A 15,807-nucleotide genomic window follows, 5' to 3' on the forward strand; every position below is an offset into this window, starting at 1 on the left:
TCAGGCGCGCTGCGGCGTCCGCAGCCACGCGACCGCACGCGCGGCAAGGCCCTGGTTGACCACGAGCCCGAGCAGCACGGCCGACGTGCCGATCCACTGCGCCGGGCTCGGCCGCTCCCCGAAGCTCACCGCCGCCGCGGCAAGGCCGACGACCGGCACGAGCAGCGAGAAGGGCACCACCCGGCCCGCGGGGTGGCGCTGCAGCAGGCGGGTCCACAGGGTGTAGGCGAGCAGCGTGGCGAACCAGGCGAGGAAGAGCACGGCCAGCACTGCCCGCAGGTCGAGTCCGGCCAGTTGATGCAGCACCTTCCCGGGTCCGTCGAGCGCGAGTGCGAGCAGCGCGAACGGCACGATCGGAAACAGGCTGCTCCACGCGATGAAGCCGAAGGGGTCGTAGCCCGGCGTGGCGCGCACGGCGAAGCGCACGACGATGTTGGACGAGGCCCACATGAACGCGGCCGACAGCGTCAACAGGAAGCCGATCAGCGTCATCTGGCCCGGCCCGTCGCCGTGCGCGGCGGCGATCAGCACCAGCCCCGCCAGCGCGACGGCGAGCCCGAGCCACTGCGCGGGACGCGCCCGTTCGCCGAGCAGCGGCGCGGCCAGCAGCAGGGTGAAGAAGGCCTGGGTCTGCATGACCACCGACGCCATGCCTGCCGTCATGCCGAGCTGCAGTCCGAGGAAGAGCAGGCCGAACTGACCCAGCCCTTGCGCGAGCCCGTAGGCCGCGAGGTAGCGCCAGGGCAGCGCCGGCCGGCGCACGAAGAACACCAGCGGCAAGGCTGCCGCCGCGAAGCGCAGGGCGCCCAGCAGCATCGGGCCCAGGTCGCGGAGCCCGAGCTTCATGGCCACGAAATTGAGGCCCCAGATCAGCGCCACGGCCATGGCGCGGCCGAAGTCGGCGCGGCTCAGCCGGACAGGCGCGACGATTTGCGCAGTGCTCATTGCGCGACTTGACCTTGGACGGCGCTGCGGCCGCAGCGCGCGGCCTTGAAGGCCAGGAACGCTTCCAGGCTCGTCTTGCGCGGCACGTAGCCGAACTCGCTCTTCAGCCGCGCGTTGGAGAGCACCGGCCGGTAGCGCAGGAAGTCGAGTTGCTCCGGGCCATAGCGGCTGATGCCCAGGCGCGAGCCGACCGCCAGTGCCAACCTGAGCAGCGAGGCCGGCAGCACCAGCATCGGCTTGCGAAGGATCGCCGCGATCTGCGACAGCGTCAGCGCGCCGTCGCCGGCAACGTTGAAGCAACCGTCGCGGCCGGTCGTGATCGCGTGGACGACGCAGCCGGTCACGTCCTCGTCCCAGATGAAAACGAAGGGGCTGTCGCTGCCGCGGATCGCGAGGATGCGCGGCTTGTCGAACAGCGCCGTGATCTGGTTGTGCACGTTCCTGCCGAGGATCGTGCCGATGCGCAGCACCGTCTGCCGCAGCGTCGGGTGCGAGACGCGGTAGTCGGCGAGCATCTCCTCGACCAGGCGCTTGTGGTGCGCATAGGCGAAGGCGGTATTGCCGCGCAGTGCGTCGTTCTCGTCGATCCATGCCGGGTTGTCGGCGTGGTAGCCGTAGGCGGCGCCGCTCGACGACACGACGATGTGCTGCACGCCCTGCGCGACGCAGGCTTCGAGCACGTTGCGCGTGCCGAGCACGTCGACCGAGTATTCGAACTCGCGCGTGCTGCCGCGGCCGGGCGTCACGATGGAGGCGAGGTGGACGACCGCGTCGATCGAATGCTCGGCCAGGGTTGCGCGAAGCTCCGGCGCGCGCACGTCCTGCACGGCATAGGTCACGCCGGGTGTGCGCCGGCTGGTGGGGACTTCACGCACGTCGAGCGCGATCACGCAATCGATGTCGGGCAACTGGGCCAGCGCGGCCACCACCGTCCGCCCGAGAAAACCGTCGGCGCCGGTGACGAGCACCCTGCGCGCCGCGATGGAAGGGGAAACAACCATGATTCAGGCCGATCGGGCGGCCGGTGAGGAAAGAGGGCGTCGCGCCCACCATGCGGCGAGCCCGAGGCCCGCGACGATGTCCCAGAAGCCCCAGACGCCGGCGACCACCGCCATGCCGCCGAGGCCGCCGAAGAAACTGAAGATCAGGACCAGCCCGAGGCCTGCGTTGCGGACGCCGACCTCGAAACTGACCGCACGCCGGTCGTACTCCGCGAGCCCCGTCGCGGTCGCGCAGGCGTAGCCCGTGGCGAAGGCGAGCGCATCGTGCAACACCACGGCGAGCAGCACTAGGCTCACGTAGTCGAGGAAGTAGCGCCAGTTGCCGGCGATCGCGGCCAGGATGAACCCGATCAGGCAGACGAAGCTCAGGATGCGCGCGGGCTTCTTGATGCGCTGCGTGAGCGCCGGCAGGTAGTGGGAGAAGGCCAGGCCGATGACGAAGGGCGCACCGATGATCGCCACGATGTGCACAACCATCTCGCCCGGATTCAGCGCGATGGTCTTCAGCAGCGGCGCCGCCGACGGATGGATGCCGCCCCAGAACGCGAAGTTGAGCGGCATCACCACGATGGCGATGAGGTTCGAGATCGCCGTCATCGACACCGACAGCGCCACGTTGCCGCCGGCCCGGTGCGTGAGGATGTTCGACACATTGCCCGGCGGGCAGCACGCGACGAGGATCATGCCCAGCGCGATGCTCGGCGCCGGCCGGAGCAGCAGCGTGAGCCCGAAGGTGACGGCCGGCAGCACGATGAACTGCGCGGCGATGCCCACCGCCATCGCGACGGGCATGCGCATCACGCGCTTGAAGTCCTCGATGCGCGTGTCCAGCGCGATGCCGAACATCAGGAAGCCGAGCACCGCGTTGAGCAGCACCAGCGATGCCGGGTTGAAGTTGAGGCGGATCTCGTCGACGGGAAGCGGAAGCATCGGTCTTTCTCAGTAGCAGCTTTGCGTTCGGGCCAGGACAGGTCCAGGACCCCCACGGAACCGGCTCCGCCGGGCCGCAGGGGGTGCCCCCGGCGAGGGGGTGGAGAGCGACACGAAGTGCGCGAGCCTGGGGGTCATACCAATCCTGCGGATGCTTCGCGCACGGCGCGGCGGTAGCTGTCCTTGTTGACGTAGTAGGCCATCCGCTCGAGCTTCAAGTACTTGTAGCCGCCCGAGAGATCCGGCGTCGGCCCCGCCTTGGCTTCCTTGAGCGCAGCAGCCTGCGGACGGCCTTGCGCCTGCGCCTTGAAATAACGCGCGACCAGTTCCGCCTGCTCGTAGCGCCCCTGCCATCCGATGCCGCTGGCCTCGATCATCCCGAGCACGGCGAGGTTGTCGAAGCCCGGCGCGAAGATGTTGAGGTAGAGCTTCGGCGCCATGCCTTGCCAGTTGAGCCAGGTTCGGTCGATGAAGGGGTAGTGCAGCTTGTAGCCGGTTGCGCACAGGATGAGGTCGTAGTCGCGCGCGCTGCCGTCCTTGAAGTGCACCGTGTCGCCGTCGAGCCGCGCGACGTCGGCGCGCACGCCGATGTCGCCATGGCCGATGTGATGCAGCACGAGCGAATTGACGACCGGATGGGATTCGTACATGCGGTAGTCCGGCTTCGGAAAGCCGAAGCGCACCGGGTCGCCGGTGAACCACTGCAGCACCTTGGCATCGAGCCGCTGCTTGATCCATGCCGGCAGCGGCCGCTTGCCGCCGAGCGTGTCGGCCGGCTTGCCGAAGATGTACTTCGGCACGAAGTAGTAGCCACGGCGCACGGAAATGTCGACGCTCTTCGCGTAGTGGACCGCATCGACCGCGATGTCGCAGCCGCTGTTGCCGGCGCCGACCACGAGCACGCGCTTGTCCTGGAACAGGCTTGCGTGCTTGTAGGCGGAGGTGTGCAGCAGGGCGCCGTTGAAGTAGCCCTCGAAGCGCGGCATGCTCGGCTCGGACAGCGTGCCGTTGGCGATGATCACGCCCTTGTACTCGGCCGACTCGATGCGGCCGCCGCCCGCGTCGACGCTCACGCGCCACAAGGTCGACGCGCTTTCCGTCACCGGTTCGACGCGCAGCACCTTCGTGCCGAAGCGGAAGTGACGGCGCAGGTCGAAGTGATCGGCGAAGTCGCTGAAATAGCGGCGCAGTTCGGTGTGGCTCGGGTAGTCGGCCACGGTGTCGCTCATCGGAAACTCGGCGAACTCCGTCGTGCGCTTGGACGAGATCAGGTGCGCGGACTGGTACACCGTGCTGCGCGGATTGCCGATGTTCCACAGCCCGCCGACATCCTCATAAGCCTCGAAGCCCTGGAACGGAATGCCGAGCTTCTGCAGGTTGCGTGCGCCGGCCAGCCCCGAGGGGCCGGCGCCGATCAGGGCGATTTGCTGGTGGGTAGGCACGGGAACGGACACAGGATCACTCACGAAAGAAAACTCCGACGCTCGATGGAACAGCCGCTCAGCGCGTGGCGGCTTCAGGGGTGGGTGCTGAAGTGTCGGCCGAAGCCGGCAGACCGGGAATGTGCGTGGCGCCCGGTTCGCCCGCACGTGGCTTGCGCGGCTGGCGCAGCAGCAAGGCATCGCGCCAGGCCGCGGGCAGCAGGGCGAGCGCATGGGCCAGCCAGCCGAGCCGGCGCGGCAGCACCAGTTGCTCACGGCCCTTGGACAGCGCATTCAGGATGGCGATGGCGGCGCGTTCCGGCGCCATCAGGCCGGGCATGGCGAAGCGGTTGCCCGCCGTCAGCGGCGTGCGCAGGTAACCGGGGCTGACGGTGCAGACGCGCACCCCGCTCGGACGCAGTTCGGCGCGCAGGCTCTCGAGATACCGGATGAGGCCGCCCTTGCTGGCGCAGTAGGCGCCGTTGCCGGGCAGGCCGCGCCGGCCGGCGAGGCTGGCAATGCCGACCAGCGTGCCCCGGTTGCGATCACGCATCGGCGCGACGAAGGGGTGGAAGGTGGTGACGACGCCGAGCAGATTGATTTCGAGGATGCGGCGGAACACCGCCAAGTCCGCGGCTTCGGTCGTGTCGAAGCCGCCGGCGACACCCGCGTTGGCGATGACGGCATCGGGCACGCCGAAGCGCGACATCCAGTCCTGCGCCATGGCCTGTACGGCCGCGACATCGCTGACATCCGGCGTGTAGACCGCAGTGCGCCCCGGTGCCGAATCGGCGAGGGCGTCGAGCGCGGCCCTGTCCAGGCCGACCAACGCGACTTTCGCTCCGCGCGCCAGCGCCTCGACGGCCAAGGCGCGGCCCAGGCCGCCACAGGCGCCGGTGATGACGAGGTTGTCCGGAGAAAAAGTCATGGAATCGTATGTTTGGGGTGTGCAGCTTAGCGAAATCGCGGCAAAATCTCGAAAATATTCAATTATTCGTCTCGATTTCAGAGATTTCTGATGGATTTTCTAACCCCAGACGCCCAGGAAGACACCGATTCGGCCCTGACACCCGGCTTGCGCCTCTTCCAGCTGCTGGAGCACGTCGTGGCCGCGCCCGAGCCGCAGACGCTGGTCGAGATCGTCCGCACGACCGGACAGCCGAAGCCTTCGGTCCATCGGATGCTCCAGCAACTGGAGGCCGGCGGCCTGCTGGCGCGCGGTGGCGATGGCCGCCGCTACGCAACCACCCCGCGCCTCATGCGCTTCGCCGAAACCGTGCTGCGTGGAAGCACCGCGACCGGCGTGCGCCACGCGGTGCTGCGCCAACTGGTGACGGACGTGGGCGAGACCTGCAATCTCACGGCGCTGTCGGGCGCCGAGGTGATCTACCTCGACCGCGTCGAGACGGCGTTCCCGCTGCGCCTCGAACTCGGACCCGGCTCTCGCGTGCCCCTGCATTGCTCGGCCAGCGGCAAGCTCTTCCTGGCGCACCTGCCGCGGGCCCAGCGTGAGCGCCTGCTCGACGGAATCGGGTACGAGCGCCACACGCCGCACACGCTGTGCTCCCGCGAAGCGCTGGAAGCCGAGATCGAGCGCATCCAGCACGAGGGCCATTCGGTGGATGCCGAGGAATTCATCGAAGGCCTCGTCTGCGTCGCGGTGCCGGTCCGCGACGAAGCGCACGGTCCGGTGCGCTGCGCCGTCGCATTGCAGGCGCCGGCGGTGCGCATGCCCTTGCCCGAAGCGCTTCAGCAACTCGACAAGCTGCGCACCGCCGCGCAGGGGATCGCGCGAGCGATGCGCTGATTCCGGCCGGCGCTCAGTCGACGATCTTGGCGCCGCGCTCGGCCAGCAGCGCGCGCAGGAAGGACCGGTGGCAGACCGCCTCGTGCTCGCAATAGCAGCCGACCGACAGGTTGCTCTGGTGCGAGAGGGCCGCCAGCAGGTCCAGGCTGCGGCTGGCGTCGGGCTCGGCCATCTCGTGGCGGAACTTGCGCCCGAACGCGGCCCATTCCGCCGGCACGCCCGACACCTGGGCCGCCTGGGCCATCTTCATCGTCTCGACCGAGGGCGCGAGATTCGGGTACCAGACGTCATACCAGTTGTGGGAGGCGAAGTCTGTCTTCGGCACGCCGCGCGGCGGGCGGCGCACGGTGCCGATGCGCAGGCCTTCGTCGGGCGCGCGGTCGGTGCCGAGTCGGACGATACGGATGGCCATGGCGTTTTCCTCTCTCCTCGATGGCTGTTCAGCTGCCGACGATACCGCCGTCGCGCCGCCGGACGACCACGGTGGCCGACCTCGGGCGTGCGCTGCAGGGTTCGGTGCCGTCGGGCCACGCGCTGTTGGGCGCGCCGCTGCCGTCCTCGCGGGTCTCGCCCGGGTGCTGGATGTTGACGAAGAGACTGCGGCGATCCGGCGTCACGGTGCAGCCCGTGATCTCGCAGCCTCCGGGGCCGACCAGGAAGCGCTTGATGCGGCCGCTGGCCGGATCGGCGCAGAGCATCTGGTTGTTGCCGAAGGCGGTCATCGGGGGCTTGCCGATGGCGGGGCCGCTCATGTCGGTCTGGATCCACAGCAGGCCGCCGCTGTCGAAGCACAGGCCGTCGGGGTTGCCGAACACGTCGACATCGGCGCTTGGGTAGCGCGTGCCGGCGCCGGGCCACTTCGGGTCGCCGGCGAGCACGAAGTGGTCCCAGGCAAAGCCGGTGCTGGCCGCATCCCGGCCGTCCTCGCGCCACCGGAGGATGCCGCCGAAAGCGTTGTTCGCACGCGGATTGGCTGCATCGGGCGCGGGCTGGCCGGGGGCGCCGCGTTGCGTGTTGTGGGTGAGCGTGACGTACACCTCGCCGCTCTCGGGATGCACGGCGATCCATTCGGGTCGGTCCATCTTCGTGGCGCCGACGATGTCGCCGGCCAGACGCGCGTGGACCAGCACCTCGGCCTGGTCCGCGAAGCCGCTGGCGGCATCGACGCCGTCGCGGCCATGGCGGAGTTCGAGCCATCGGCCGCGCCCGTCGGCGTCGTAGCGCGCGACGTACAGGGTGCCCTCGTCGAGCAGGTTGCGGTTGGCGGCGCGTGCGGCAGCGTCGTTGCCGGGACGGACCTTGTCGCGGCTCACGAACTTGTAGATGTACTCGAAGGCGGAGTCGTCGCCCATGTAGACCGCCAGCCGGCCGTTGCGGGTCAGCGTGCAGGTCGCGCTTTCCTGGCGCTTGCGGCCGAGGGCCGTGCGCTTGACGGGCACGGCGCCGGGGTCGAAGGGATCGATTTCGACCACCCAGCCGAAGCGATGGGCTTCGTTCGGATGCTTCGACAGGTCGAAGCGCTCGTCGAAGCGCCAGTAGTCCAGCCATTGCGATCCGCTGACCGTGCCGTAGCGGCGCTGCGCCGGCGTGGCGCGCGATGCCGCTTCCTTGGGCCCGCCGAAGTAGCCGTGGAAGTTCTCCTCGCACGTCAGGTAGGTGCCCCAGGGTGTGACGCCCATCGCGCAGTTCGCGAAAGTGCCGGACACCCGGTCGCCGCCGGGGTTGGCGGCGGTGCGCATCATCGGCGTGCTGGCCGCCGGGCCGGCGATGCGCATCGGCGTGGCGCCATGCACGCGGCGGGCGTAGCGCGAAGGCAGCACCTGTCGCCAGCCGGCGGCGGTCAACTCGACTTCGATCACCGAGACGCCCATCGCGTGCAGCGACTTGCGGGTCTTCTCCTCGGTCCAGGGCGTCATGCCGGTGGCGTGGAGCAATCGCTCGTCGGTGTACTCGTGGTTCATCACCAGCAGGCCGCGATCGGTGCGGCCGTCGAGCGCGAAGAAGTGCATGCCGTCGTGATGCATGCCGGCCTGCACCGCCTGCTCGGCCGCGATGTTCGAGGCGTCCGGCGCGAAGGCGGGCATCGACGAGGCGATGCCGGTCGGCGTGCCCCAGGGATAGAGCACCTGCGCCTCGTACTCGGGCGGCACCGTGACGGCGTCGCGCAGCGTGGGCGCCACGGCGGTGAAGCCGAGGCGGCCATCGTCGGCGCGGGCGAGCGTGCATCCTTCGCCCACGAAGGCAACGACGGCAGCTGCGGCACCGGACTGGAGGAACTGGCGGCGGGCGAGTGGCATGGCGGGATGTTGACTGGGCGACAGCGCGATCATCGCCGAGCATCGCCGAGCATCGATACTGTCTGAAAGCTCCGGAGACATGCAATGACCGACCGCATCGAAACGATCCGCCACGCCGACGGCGTGGTCGAACTTCACCTGGCCCGCGCCGACAAGATGAACGCGCTGGACCCCGCCATGTTCGATGCCCTCATCGACGCCGGCACCCGGCTCCGCGATGACGCCGGCGTCCGCGCCGTGGTGCTTGCCGGGCGCGGCAAGGCCTTCTGCGCAGGGCTCGACATGCAGTCCTTCGAGCGCATGGGGCAGGGCAGCGGCAGCGGCGTGATCGGCTCCGGCGCCGCCGGCCGCGACCTGGTCGAACGCACCCACGGCGTCGCCAATGCGGCGCAGCAGGTGGCGATGGTGTGGCGCGAAGTGCCCGTGCCGGTGATTGCGGCCGTCCACGGCGTCGCCTTCGGTGGCGGTTTGCAAGTGGCGCTCGGCGCGGACGTGCGGCTGGTCGCCCCCGGCACGAAGATGTCCGTGATGGAGATTAAGTGGGGCCTCGTGCCCGACATGGGCGGCATGGTGCTGATGCGCGAACTGGCGCGCAACGACGTGGTGCGCGAACTCACCTTCACCGGCCGCATCTTCTCGGGCGAGGAGGCCGTGGCGATCGGTTTCGCGACGCGGCTGGCGAACGACCCCCTGGCCGAGGCGCTGGAGATGGCGCGCGAGATCGCGCAGAAGAGCCCTGATGCGATCCGCGCCGGCAAGCGACTGTTGAATGCGGCGATGGGGCACAGCGCGGCCGACCTGCTGCTGGCGGAGTCGGTCGAGCAGAAGGCGCTCATCGGCAGCGCCAACCAGACCGAGGCCGTGCGCGCCAACATGGAGAAGCGCGCGCCGCGGTTCAGCGATCCGAAGCTGGCAGCGTGAGCGCGCTCAGGCGTCCCTGAAGTTCAGCCATTCTTCCGACGGGGCGCGGTCGCTCACGAGCGTGTTCACCGGATGCGCCGGATCGCGATAGCCGATCGCCATCCCGCAGAACAGCATGCGTTCCGGCGGCAGGTCGATCGCCCGGGCAACCGTTGCCGGGTACACCGCCCAGCACTCCTGCGGGCAACTGTCGAGCCCCTCGGCGCGCAGGAGCAGCATCACCGTCTGCAGATACATCCCCAGGTCCGACCACTGTGGCGGTCCCATCGTGCGGTCGACCGAGCAGAACAGCGCCATCGGCGCGCCGAAGAAATCGTAGTTGTTGGCGAACCAGCGTCGGCGCGCGGCCTTGTCGTCGCGGGGGATGCCCAGCCGCGCGTACATCGCTTCGCCGACCTGGAAGCGCCGGTCGCGCCACGGGGCGCGCAGGCTCGGCGGATAGACGTCGTACTCGGAGGGTTCCGGCTCGCCGCCTTCGGTGAGGCGCTGGCGCATGGTCGCCCTGAGTGCAGCCAGCGCGTCGCCCGCGAGCACGTCGATGTGCCAGGGCTGCAGGTTGCCGCCGGAGGGCGCCCGCGCGGCGGCTGTCAGCACCTTGCGAATCGTGCCGCCGTCAACCGGCGTCGGCAGGAACGCCCGGATGGATTGGCGGCTGGCGACGGCGTCCTGGATGTGCATGGAAAGGCTCGGAGTGGGTCGGACGAGTTTAATTAAGCGCGCCGTAAGCAGCGTCACGCCATACTCGCCGGGTGCCTATGTACCTACTCCATCGCCTCGCAGCCCAAGCGCTGCCCGTCGCCGTCACCGGTGGTGCGCAAGTTGACGCCGTTCGCGTGCTCAGCATGGCCGGCCATGTGAAGGCGGAGATCCCCAAGCCCATCCGGACGCTCGACGGCTTCGAGCAGCCGCCCGCCACGGTGACCGAGATCACCTCGCTCGGACACAGCATGCTCCGGCGCTTCCCACTTCGCTAGCGCGCGCCCTGCAACGGGGCGCTCTCGCGCCATTGCGGGGCGTACAGTTCGACCGCAAATGTCCTATTGACGGTACAACAGAACGCCGCGACGATCGGGCTCCATGTCCCAGATGCCGCTGCCGAAGTACCACCAGATCTATCTGCTGCTGTGCGAGCAATTGGCTGAGGGGCGTTTCGCCGACGGCCTCCCCGGCGAGTTCGCCTTGATGGGGGAATTCGGCGTGGCCCGCGTCACCGTGCGGCGCGCGCTCGAGAAGATGGCCGCCGAGGGCCTGATTTCGCGGGAGCCGGGCCGAGGCACGCGGCCGATCCGTCCGCCGTCCGCTTCCATCGGGCAGGGCGCGCATGACGTCCAACGCGCCAATCTCGGCGGCCTTCTCGAAAACCTCGTGAGCATGGGCCTGCGCACCTCGGTCAAGGTGATCGACGTGCAGACCGTCACCGCCTCGGCCAGCGTCGCGACCGCGCTGCAGCTGCAGGCGGGCGACGCGGTGCAGAAGGCGGTCCGCGTGCGCTCGACGCGCGAAGGGCCGCTCTCGCACATCACCACCTACGTGCCGGCCGATGTCGCGCGCCAGTTCGGCCGCCGCGAGCTCGCCCGCAAGCCCATCCTCGTGCTCCTGGAAGAAGCCGGCGTGCAGGTCGGCCGGGCCCACCAGACCATCACCGCGCGGCTGGCCGATGCCACGCTGGCGCAGCACCTCGACGTGTCGGTCGGCTCGGCCCTGCTGGCCGTACGCCGCCTGGTCTACGACGCCAACGAACGCCCGGTGCAATGGCTGCACGGCCTGTACCGGCCCGACCGCTACACCTACGAGATGCAGTTGTCCCGCGTGGGCGGCATCGACGCCAAGGTGTGGGTCAGCAAAGAGCTTTCCGCCCAGTTCATTTAAACCACGAGGAGTCCCCATGGAGAATCGCCGCCGCTTCCTGTCGCAGACCGCCGCCCTCGGCACGTCGATCGCCTTTCCGCTGGTCGGGGGCGCGCAGCCCAAGCCCATCCGGGTCGGCGTGCTGCATCCCGTGACCGGTGCGCTCGCCTACTCGGGGCAGCAATGCCGGCTCGGCGCGCAGATGGCGATCGACGACATCAACCAGGCCGGCGGCATCAAGTCGATGGGAGGCGCAAAGCTCGAAGCCTTGCTGGGCGATGCGCAATCGCAGCCGCAGGCCGGCGCGGCCGAGGTCGAGAAGATGAACGAGGCCGGCGTCTCCGCGATCGTCGGCGCCTTCGCCTCGGCGATCTGCCTGGCCACCACGCAGGCCGCGGCCAAGTACAACCTGCCGCACGTGGTCGACGTCGGCGTGGCCGACCAGATCGTCGAGCGCGGGCTGAAGAACACCTTCCGCTTCGGCCCCGGCTACAAGAAGTCGACCGAAGTCGCGATGGCCAACCTGCTCGTGCTCAACAAGGCCGCAGGCAGCCCGGCCAAGACCGTGATGATCATCCACGAGGAGTCGCTGTTCGGCTCCGGCACCGCGCAGCTGCTGGCGCGCGAACTGCCGGGCTACGGCTTCGAGGTGAAGGAAGTCGTGAAGCACGCGAACCCCACGCGCGACTTCAACAACATCGTGCTGCGCATGAAGTCCATCAACCCGGACATCGTGATTCCGGCCAACTACTACAACGAGTACGCGCTGCTGGTGCGCACCATGCAGCAGCAGAAGGTGCAGCCGAAGGCGATCTTCTCGGTGCTGGGCGGTGCCGCATCGAGCTACAAGTTCGTGAAGGAGTTTCCGGACGCGGCCAACGGCATCATCGACTGCAACCACTGGTTCAACCCGAAGGACAAGCGTTCGCAGGAGCTGCGCAAGCGGGTCGAGGCCAAGGGTCAGTTCTTCAGCTACGAGGTCTTCATGACCTACACGGCGATGGCGCTGCTGGCGGATGCACTGGAGCGTGCCAAGTCGAGCGATCGCGCCGCGATCATCGATGCGCTGGAGAAGAGCACCTTCTCGAACCACATCATGCCGTACGGCCCGACGAAATTCGTCAACGGGCAGAACGAAGGCGCCCAGCCGCTGATGACGCAGGTGGTGAAGAACGACATCAAGGTCATCATCCCGCGCGACTTCCGCGAAGTCGAGCCGGTCTTCCCCCTTCGCGCAGCCTGAACCCGGCAGTTCCGCAGGATGTTCGACTTCAGCATTCTTTTCCCGTCGGTCCTCAACGGCCTGACGACCGGTGCGGTGTATGCATTGATCGCGCTGGGGCTCACGCTGATCTACGGCGTCCTGCACATCATCAACTTCGCGCACGGCGCCTGCCTGATGCTGGCGCTGTACGCGGTGTACTTCCTCAAGGAACGCTGGGGCATCGATCCCTACCTGGCGCTGCCGATCGTGATCCCGGGCATGTTCGCGCTGGGCTACGGCCTTCAGCGTGTCGTCATCAACCGCGCCGGGCACGGCAAGGACGAGAACATCCTGCTCGCCACGCTCGGCATCGCGATCGTGATGGAGAACCTCGCGCTGCTCTTCTTCAAGTCGGACACGCGCAACATCGACACGGCCTATTCGCTCAGCACGGTGGCCATCGGCCCCGCAATGATCGCGGTGCCCAAGCTCGTGGCCTTCGGGGGCGCGCTGGTGGTGTCGGCGGTGCTTTTCTGGATCATGGGCCGCACCGACCTCGGCCGCGCGATCCGCGCGGTGGCCAAGGAGAAGGAGGGCGCCAAGCTCATGGGCATCGACGTCGACCATGTGTATGCGATGAGCTTCGGCATCGGCCTGGCCTGCCTCGGTGCGGCCGCGTGCTTCCTGCTGCCGGCGTACTACGTGAATCCGCAGGTGGGCGGCGGCTTCGTGCTCGTGGCCTTCACCATCGTGGTGCTCGGCGGCATGGGCAGCTTCGTGGGCGCGCTCATTGGAGGCTTCCTGGTGGGCGTGGTCGAGTCGCTCGGCGGGCTCTACCTGGGTGAATCGCTGGGCCAGATTGGCATCTTCGCGATCTTCATCGGCGTCGTGCTGTTCCGGCCCGAAGGCATGTTCGGAGCGAAGGCATGAACGGCGCGCGCGTTTCAGGCAGTGGCCTGCGGCACCTGGGCGGCATCGCGGTCTTCGCGGTGCTGGTGGCGTGCCTGCCGCTCGTGACTTCGTCCGGCGTGGCGCTCAACTTCGTGATGATGGCCCTGTATGCGACCCTGATCGCACAAGCGTGGAACATCCTCGGCGGCTTCGGCGGCCAGTTCTCCTTCGGCCATGCGCTCTTCTTCGGCACCGGCGCCTACATCCAGGCGATCGCGCAGTTGCAGGGCGGTATCAATGCATGGGTCGCGTTGCCGATGGCGGTCGCGGGCAGCGCGCTCATCGGGCTCTTCGTGGGCGCGCTCACCTTCCGCTACGGGCTGAAGGGTTCGTACTTCGCGCTGGTGACGCTCGCTTTCGCGGAGGTCTTCCGCATCGTCGCGCTGTCGGTGCCTTTCACGGGCGGCGGCGTCGGGCTGATGGTGCCCTTGCGCGAATCGGTCGGCAACCTGCAGTTCGCTTCGCGCGCCGGCTACCTGTGGGTGGTGCTGGCCTTCGTCACGGCCGCTTTGCTCGTGACCTGGTGGCTGCGCAACGGCCGCTTCGGCGCGTACCTTCAGGCGGTGCGCGACAACGAGGACGCGGCGCGGGCGGTCGGCGTGAATCCCTTCCGCATCAAGCTCGCGGCCATCGGCATCTCGGGCGCCTTCATGGGCGCGGCCGGCGCGTTCTACGTTCAGGTGTTCCAGTACATCGATCCGGGCATCGCGTACGGCTCGGGTACGTCGATCGAGGCGCTGGTCGCGGCCATCGTCGGCGGCATGGGCACGCTGTGGGGGCCCTTGCTGGGCGCCGCGGCGCTGCATGTGCTGTCCGACCTCACGCGCAACCTGTTCGGCGAACTGCCGGGCATCAACATGGTGATCTACGGGGTGGTGCTGGTGCTGATCGTGATCTTCCTGCCGCGCGGCATCGCGGGCATGGGCCTGTCGGTCCGCCAACTCTGGGCGGGGAAGGGGAGCCGCCATGGCTGAGCCGCTTCTCCAGTTGAACGGCGTCTCGCGCTCCTTCGGCGGACTGAAGGCCGTGCAGAACGTGAGCCTCGCCGTCAACGAAGGCAGCCTGAGCGCTTTGATCGGCCCCAACGGCGCCGGTAAGACGACGCTGTTCGCGCTGATGTCCGGCTTCCTGAAGCCCGATACGGGCACGGTGCGCTTCGCCGGCGAGGACATCACCGGCCGCGAGCCGCATCGCAACGCGCTGCTGGGCATGACGCGCACCTTCCAGATCGTCAAGCCCTTCGCGGCACAAACCGTGCGCGAGAACATCGCGGTCGGGGTGCACCTCCACGTTCGCGCTCGCGGCGCCGCCCTGCAGCGCGCGGAAGAAGTGGCGGCGCGGGTCGGCCTCGCCGCCCAGCTCGACAAGGCGGCGTCCGACCTCACGGTGGCGGGGCGCAAGCGGCTGGAGCTGGCCCGCGCACTCGCCACGCAGCCGCGGCTCCTGCTGCTCGACGAAGTGCTGGCCGGTCTCAATCCGCAGGAGATCGCCGAGATGATGCCGGTGGTGCGCGGCATCGCCGACGGCGGCGTGACCGTGCTGATGATCGAGCACGTCATGCAGGCCGTGATGCACCTGGCCGAGCACGTCTGGGTGCTGGCGCAGGGCCAGCTGATCGCCGAGGGCAATCCCGCGCAGGTCACCTCGAACGACAAGGTGGTCGAGGCCTACCTCGGCCACGGCACGGCGGCCCGGCTGCGCAAGGCCGCGGCAGGTGCTGCGCAAGGAGTCGCCGCATGACTTCGCTGCTCGAGATTCGCGCGCTGCGCGGCGGTTACGGCCGCGTCGAAGTGCTGCGCGGCGTCGACCTGCAGGTGAATGCGGGCGAAATGGTCGCGCTGCTCGGCAGCAACGGCGCCGGCAAGTCGACCCTCAACAAGATGATCTGCGGACTCTGCCCGGCCTGGAGCGGCACGGTGCGCTTTGACGGCCAGGACCTGAGCGGCGCGCACTACCGCGACGTCGTCAAGGCCGGCCTGATCCAGGTGCCCGAGGGCCGCAAGGTGTTTCCCAACCTCAGCGTGCTGGAGAACCTCGAACTCGGCTCGTTCACGCGGGCCCGCGAACGACGCGCGGCCAACCTCGACAAGGTGTTCGGCATCTTCCCGCGGCTGAAGGAACGCATCCGCCAGCACGCCGGCACCATGAGCGGCGGCGAGCAGCAGATGCTCGCGATCGGCCGCGGCCTGATGGCCGAACCGGTGCTGCTGATCCTCGACGAGCCTTCATTGGGCCTCTCGCCGCTGTTGGTCGAGGAGATGTTCACGCTGATTCGCCAATTGCGCGACGGCGGACTCGCCGTTCTGCTGGTCGAACAGAACGTCGGGCAATCGCTGGAGATCGCCGACCGGGCCTACGTGCTCGAGAACGGCAGCGTCCGCTTCTCGGGCCTGCCGCAGGACCTGCTGGGCAGCGACGAACTGCGCCGCGCCTACCTCGGCCTTTGAGCCGCAACGAAGAGATCGAACCCGGAGACAGGGAA

17 protein-coding genes are annotated in these 15,807 nt (G+C 68.6%); 9 read left to right on the forward strand and 8 right to left on the reverse strand.

Features of this window, described 5'->3' with window-relative positions; all coding sequences use genetic code 11:
* The 5 genes from ACSFBL_RS19405 to ACSFBL_RS19425 form a co-directional block, all read right to left on the reverse strand.
* Positions 1-945, reverse strand: coding sequence for an EamA family transporter (locus ACSFBL_RS19405; protein WP_435517440.1), 945 nt, complete (start codon positions 943-945; stop codon positions 1-3).
* A complete protein-coding gene (locus tag ACSFBL_RS19410) occupies positions 942-1,946 on the reverse strand; it encodes an SDR family oxidoreductase (protein ID WP_435517441.1) in 1,005 nt (334 codons plus the stop codon). The genes ACSFBL_RS19405 and ACSFBL_RS19410 overlap by 4 nt, the downstream gene beginning before the upstream one ends.
* A gap of 3 nt (positions 1,947-1,949) precedes the next feature.
* Entirely contained in the window at positions 1,950-2,876 is a 927-nt protein-coding gene (locus ACSFBL_RS19415; protein WP_435517442.1) for a bile acid:sodium symporter family protein, read from the reverse strand.
* A 134-nt stretch (positions 2,877-3,010) separates the two neighbouring features.
* On the reverse strand, positions 3,011-4,342 hold the full coding sequence (locus ACSFBL_RS19420) for a flavin-containing monooxygenase (RefSeq protein ID WP_435517443.1): 1,332 nt from the start codon (positions 4,340-4,342) through the stop codon (positions 3,011-3,013).
* 34 nt (positions 4,343-4,376) lie between these two features.
* Positions 4,377-5,225, reverse strand: coding sequence for an SDR family oxidoreductase (locus tag ACSFBL_RS19425; RefSeq protein WP_435517444.1), 849 nt, complete (start codon positions 5,223-5,225; stop codon positions 4,377-4,379).
* Positions 5,226-5,315: 90 nt separating this feature from the next.
* On the opposite strand from ACSFBL_RS19425, the gene ACSFBL_RS19430 reads away from it, so the two are divergent.
* Positions 5,316-6,104 (forward strand): IclR family transcriptional regulator, encoded by a 789-nt coding sequence (locus tag ACSFBL_RS19430; protein WP_435517445.1) that lies wholly within the window; start codon positions 5,316-5,318, stop codon positions 6,102-6,104.
* A 13-nt stretch (positions 6,105-6,117) separates the two neighbouring features.
* Here the strand turns inward: ACSFBL_RS19430 and ACSFBL_RS19435 are convergent, their stop codons facing one another.
* Together ACSFBL_RS19435 and ACSFBL_RS19440 are read right to left on the reverse strand one after the other, a co-directional pair.
* Positions 6,118-6,516, reverse strand: a complete 399-nt coding sequence (locus ACSFBL_RS19435; protein ID WP_435517446.1) for a DUF488 domain-containing protein — start codon at positions 6,514-6,516, stop codon at positions 6,118-6,120.
* Positions 6,517-6,544: 28 nt separating this feature from the next.
* A complete protein-coding gene (locus ACSFBL_RS19440) occupies positions 6,545-8,401 on the reverse strand; it encodes a PhoX family protein (RefSeq protein WP_435517447.1) in 1,857 nt (618 codons plus the stop codon).
* A gap of 84 nt (positions 8,402-8,485) precedes the next feature.
* On the opposite strand from ACSFBL_RS19440, the gene ACSFBL_RS19445 reads away from it, so the two are divergent.
* A complete protein-coding gene (locus ACSFBL_RS19445; RefSeq protein WP_435517448.1) occupies positions 8,486-9,322 on the forward strand; it encodes a crotonase/enoyl-CoA hydratase family protein in 837 nt (278 codons plus the stop codon).
* Positions 9,323-9,328: 6 nt separating this feature from the next.
* Here the strand turns inward: ACSFBL_RS19445 and ACSFBL_RS19450 are convergent, their stop codons facing one another.
* Entirely contained in the window at positions 9,329-10,000 is a 672-nt protein-coding gene (locus ACSFBL_RS19450; RefSeq protein WP_435517449.1) for a nitroreductase, read from the reverse strand.
* 77 nt (positions 10,001-10,077) lie between these two features.
* Between ACSFBL_RS19450 and ACSFBL_RS19455 the strand changes: the two genes are divergently transcribed.
* From ACSFBL_RS19455 to ACSFBL_RS19485, 7 genes are all read left to right on the forward strand, one after another.
* On the forward strand, positions 10,078-10,296 hold the full coding sequence (locus ACSFBL_RS19455; protein ID WP_435517450.1) for a hypothetical protein: 219 nt from the start codon (positions 10,078-10,080) through the stop codon (positions 10,294-10,296).
* 103 nt (positions 10,297-10,399) lie between these two features.
* Positions 10,400-11,191, forward strand: coding sequence for a GntR family transcriptional regulator (locus tag ACSFBL_RS19460; protein WP_435517451.1), 792 nt, complete (start codon positions 10,400-10,402; stop codon positions 11,189-11,191).
* A gap of 16 nt (positions 11,192-11,207) precedes the next feature.
* On the forward strand, positions 11,208-12,413 hold the full coding sequence (locus ACSFBL_RS19465; protein WP_435517452.1) for an ABC transporter substrate-binding protein: 1,206 nt from the start codon (positions 11,208-11,210) through the stop codon (positions 12,411-12,413).
* Positions 12,414-12,431: 18 nt separating this feature from the next.
* Positions 12,432-13,304 (forward strand): branched-chain amino acid ABC transporter permease, encoded by an 873-nt coding sequence (locus ACSFBL_RS19470; RefSeq protein ID WP_435517453.1) that lies wholly within the window; start codon positions 12,432-12,434, stop codon positions 13,302-13,304.
* Positions 13,301-14,299: a branched-chain amino acid ABC transporter permease gene (locus ACSFBL_RS19475; RefSeq protein ID WP_435517454.1), complete on the forward strand. Its 999-nt coding sequence runs from the start codon at positions 13,301-13,303 to the stop codon at positions 14,297-14,299. The genes ACSFBL_RS19470 and ACSFBL_RS19475 overlap by 4 nt, the downstream gene beginning before the upstream one ends.
* Positions 14,292-15,065 (forward strand): ABC transporter ATP-binding protein, encoded by a 774-nt coding sequence (locus tag ACSFBL_RS19480; RefSeq protein ID WP_435517455.1) that lies wholly within the window; start codon positions 14,292-14,294, stop codon positions 15,063-15,065. Before ACSFBL_RS19475 ends, ACSFBL_RS19480 begins: the two co-directional genes overlap by 8 nt.
* Positions 15,062-15,772, forward strand: a complete 711-nt coding sequence (locus ACSFBL_RS19485) for an ABC transporter ATP-binding protein (RefSeq protein ID WP_435517456.1) — start codon at positions 15,062-15,064, stop codon at positions 15,770-15,772. The genes ACSFBL_RS19480 and ACSFBL_RS19485 overlap by 4 nt, the downstream gene beginning before the upstream one ends.
* The last annotated feature ends 35 nt before the right edge of the window (positions 15,773-15,807 follow it).

This window comes from Variovorax glacialis (assembly GCF_051216375.1).
Lineage (GTDB): Bacteria > Pseudomonadota > Gammaproteobacteria > Burkholderiales > Burkholderiaceae_C > Variovorax.

Bases quoted from the DNA above. Each gene is read 5' to 3' on its own strand.
- ACSFBL_RS19465 (WP_435517452.1), top strand. From the start codon at position 11,208: ATGGAGAATCGCCGCCGCTTCCTGTCGCAGACCGCCGCCCTCGGCACG.
- ACSFBL_RS19455 (WP_435517450.1), top strand. From the start codon at position 10,078: ATGTACCTACTCCATCGCCTCGCAGCCCAAGCGCTGCCCGTCGCCGTC.
- ACSFBL_RS19475 (WP_435517454.1), top strand. From the start codon at position 13,301: ATGAACGGCGCGCGCGTTTCAGGCAGTGGCCTGCGGCACCTGGGCGGC.
- ACSFBL_RS19470 (WP_435517453.1), top strand. From the start codon at position 12,432: ATGTTCGACTTCAGCATTCTTTTCCCGTCGGTCCTCAACGGCCTGACG.
- ACSFBL_RS19425 (WP_435517444.1), bottom strand. From the start codon at position 5,225: ATGACTTTTTCTCCGGACAACCTCGTCATCACCGGCGCCTGTGGCGGC.
- ACSFBL_RS19450 (WP_435517449.1), bottom strand. From the start codon at position 10,000: ATGCACATCCAGGACGCCGTCGCCAGCCGCCAATCCATCCGGGCGTTC.
- ACSFBL_RS19440 (WP_435517447.1), bottom strand. From the start codon at position 8,401: ATGCCACTCGCCCGCCGCCAGTTCCTCCAGTCCGGTGCCGCAGCTGCC.
- ACSFBL_RS19485 (WP_435517456.1), top strand. From the start codon at position 15,062: ATGACTTCGCTGCTCGAGATTCGCGCGCTGCGCGGCGGTTACGGCCGC.
- ACSFBL_RS19410 (WP_435517441.1), bottom strand. From the start codon at position 1,946: ATGGTTGTTTCCCCTTCCATCGCGGCGCGCAGGGTGCTCGTCACCGGC.
- ACSFBL_RS19405 (WP_435517440.1), bottom strand. From the start codon at position 945: ATGAGCACTGCGCAAATCGTCGCGCCTGTCCGGCTGAGCCGCGCCGAC.
- ACSFBL_RS19435 (WP_435517446.1), bottom strand. From the start codon at position 6,516: ATGGCCATCCGTATCGTCCGACTCGGCACCGACCGCGCGCCCGACGAA.
- ACSFBL_RS19460 (WP_435517451.1), top strand. From the start codon at position 10,400: ATGTCCCAGATGCCGCTGCCGAAGTACCACCAGATCTATCTGCTGCTG.
- ACSFBL_RS19480 (WP_435517455.1), top strand. From the start codon at position 14,292: ATGGCTGAGCCGCTTCTCCAGTTGAACGGCGTCTCGCGCTCCTTCGGC.
- ACSFBL_RS19415 (WP_435517442.1), bottom strand. From the start codon at position 2,876: ATGCTTCCGCTTCCCGTCGACGAGATCCGCCTCAACTTCAACCCGGCA.
- ACSFBL_RS19430 (WP_435517445.1), top strand. From the start codon at position 5,316: ATGGATTTTCTAACCCCAGACGCCCAGGAAGACACCGATTCGGCCCTG.
- ACSFBL_RS19445 (WP_435517448.1), top strand. From the start codon at position 8,486: ATGACCGACCGCATCGAAACGATCCGCCACGCCGACGGCGTGGTCGAA.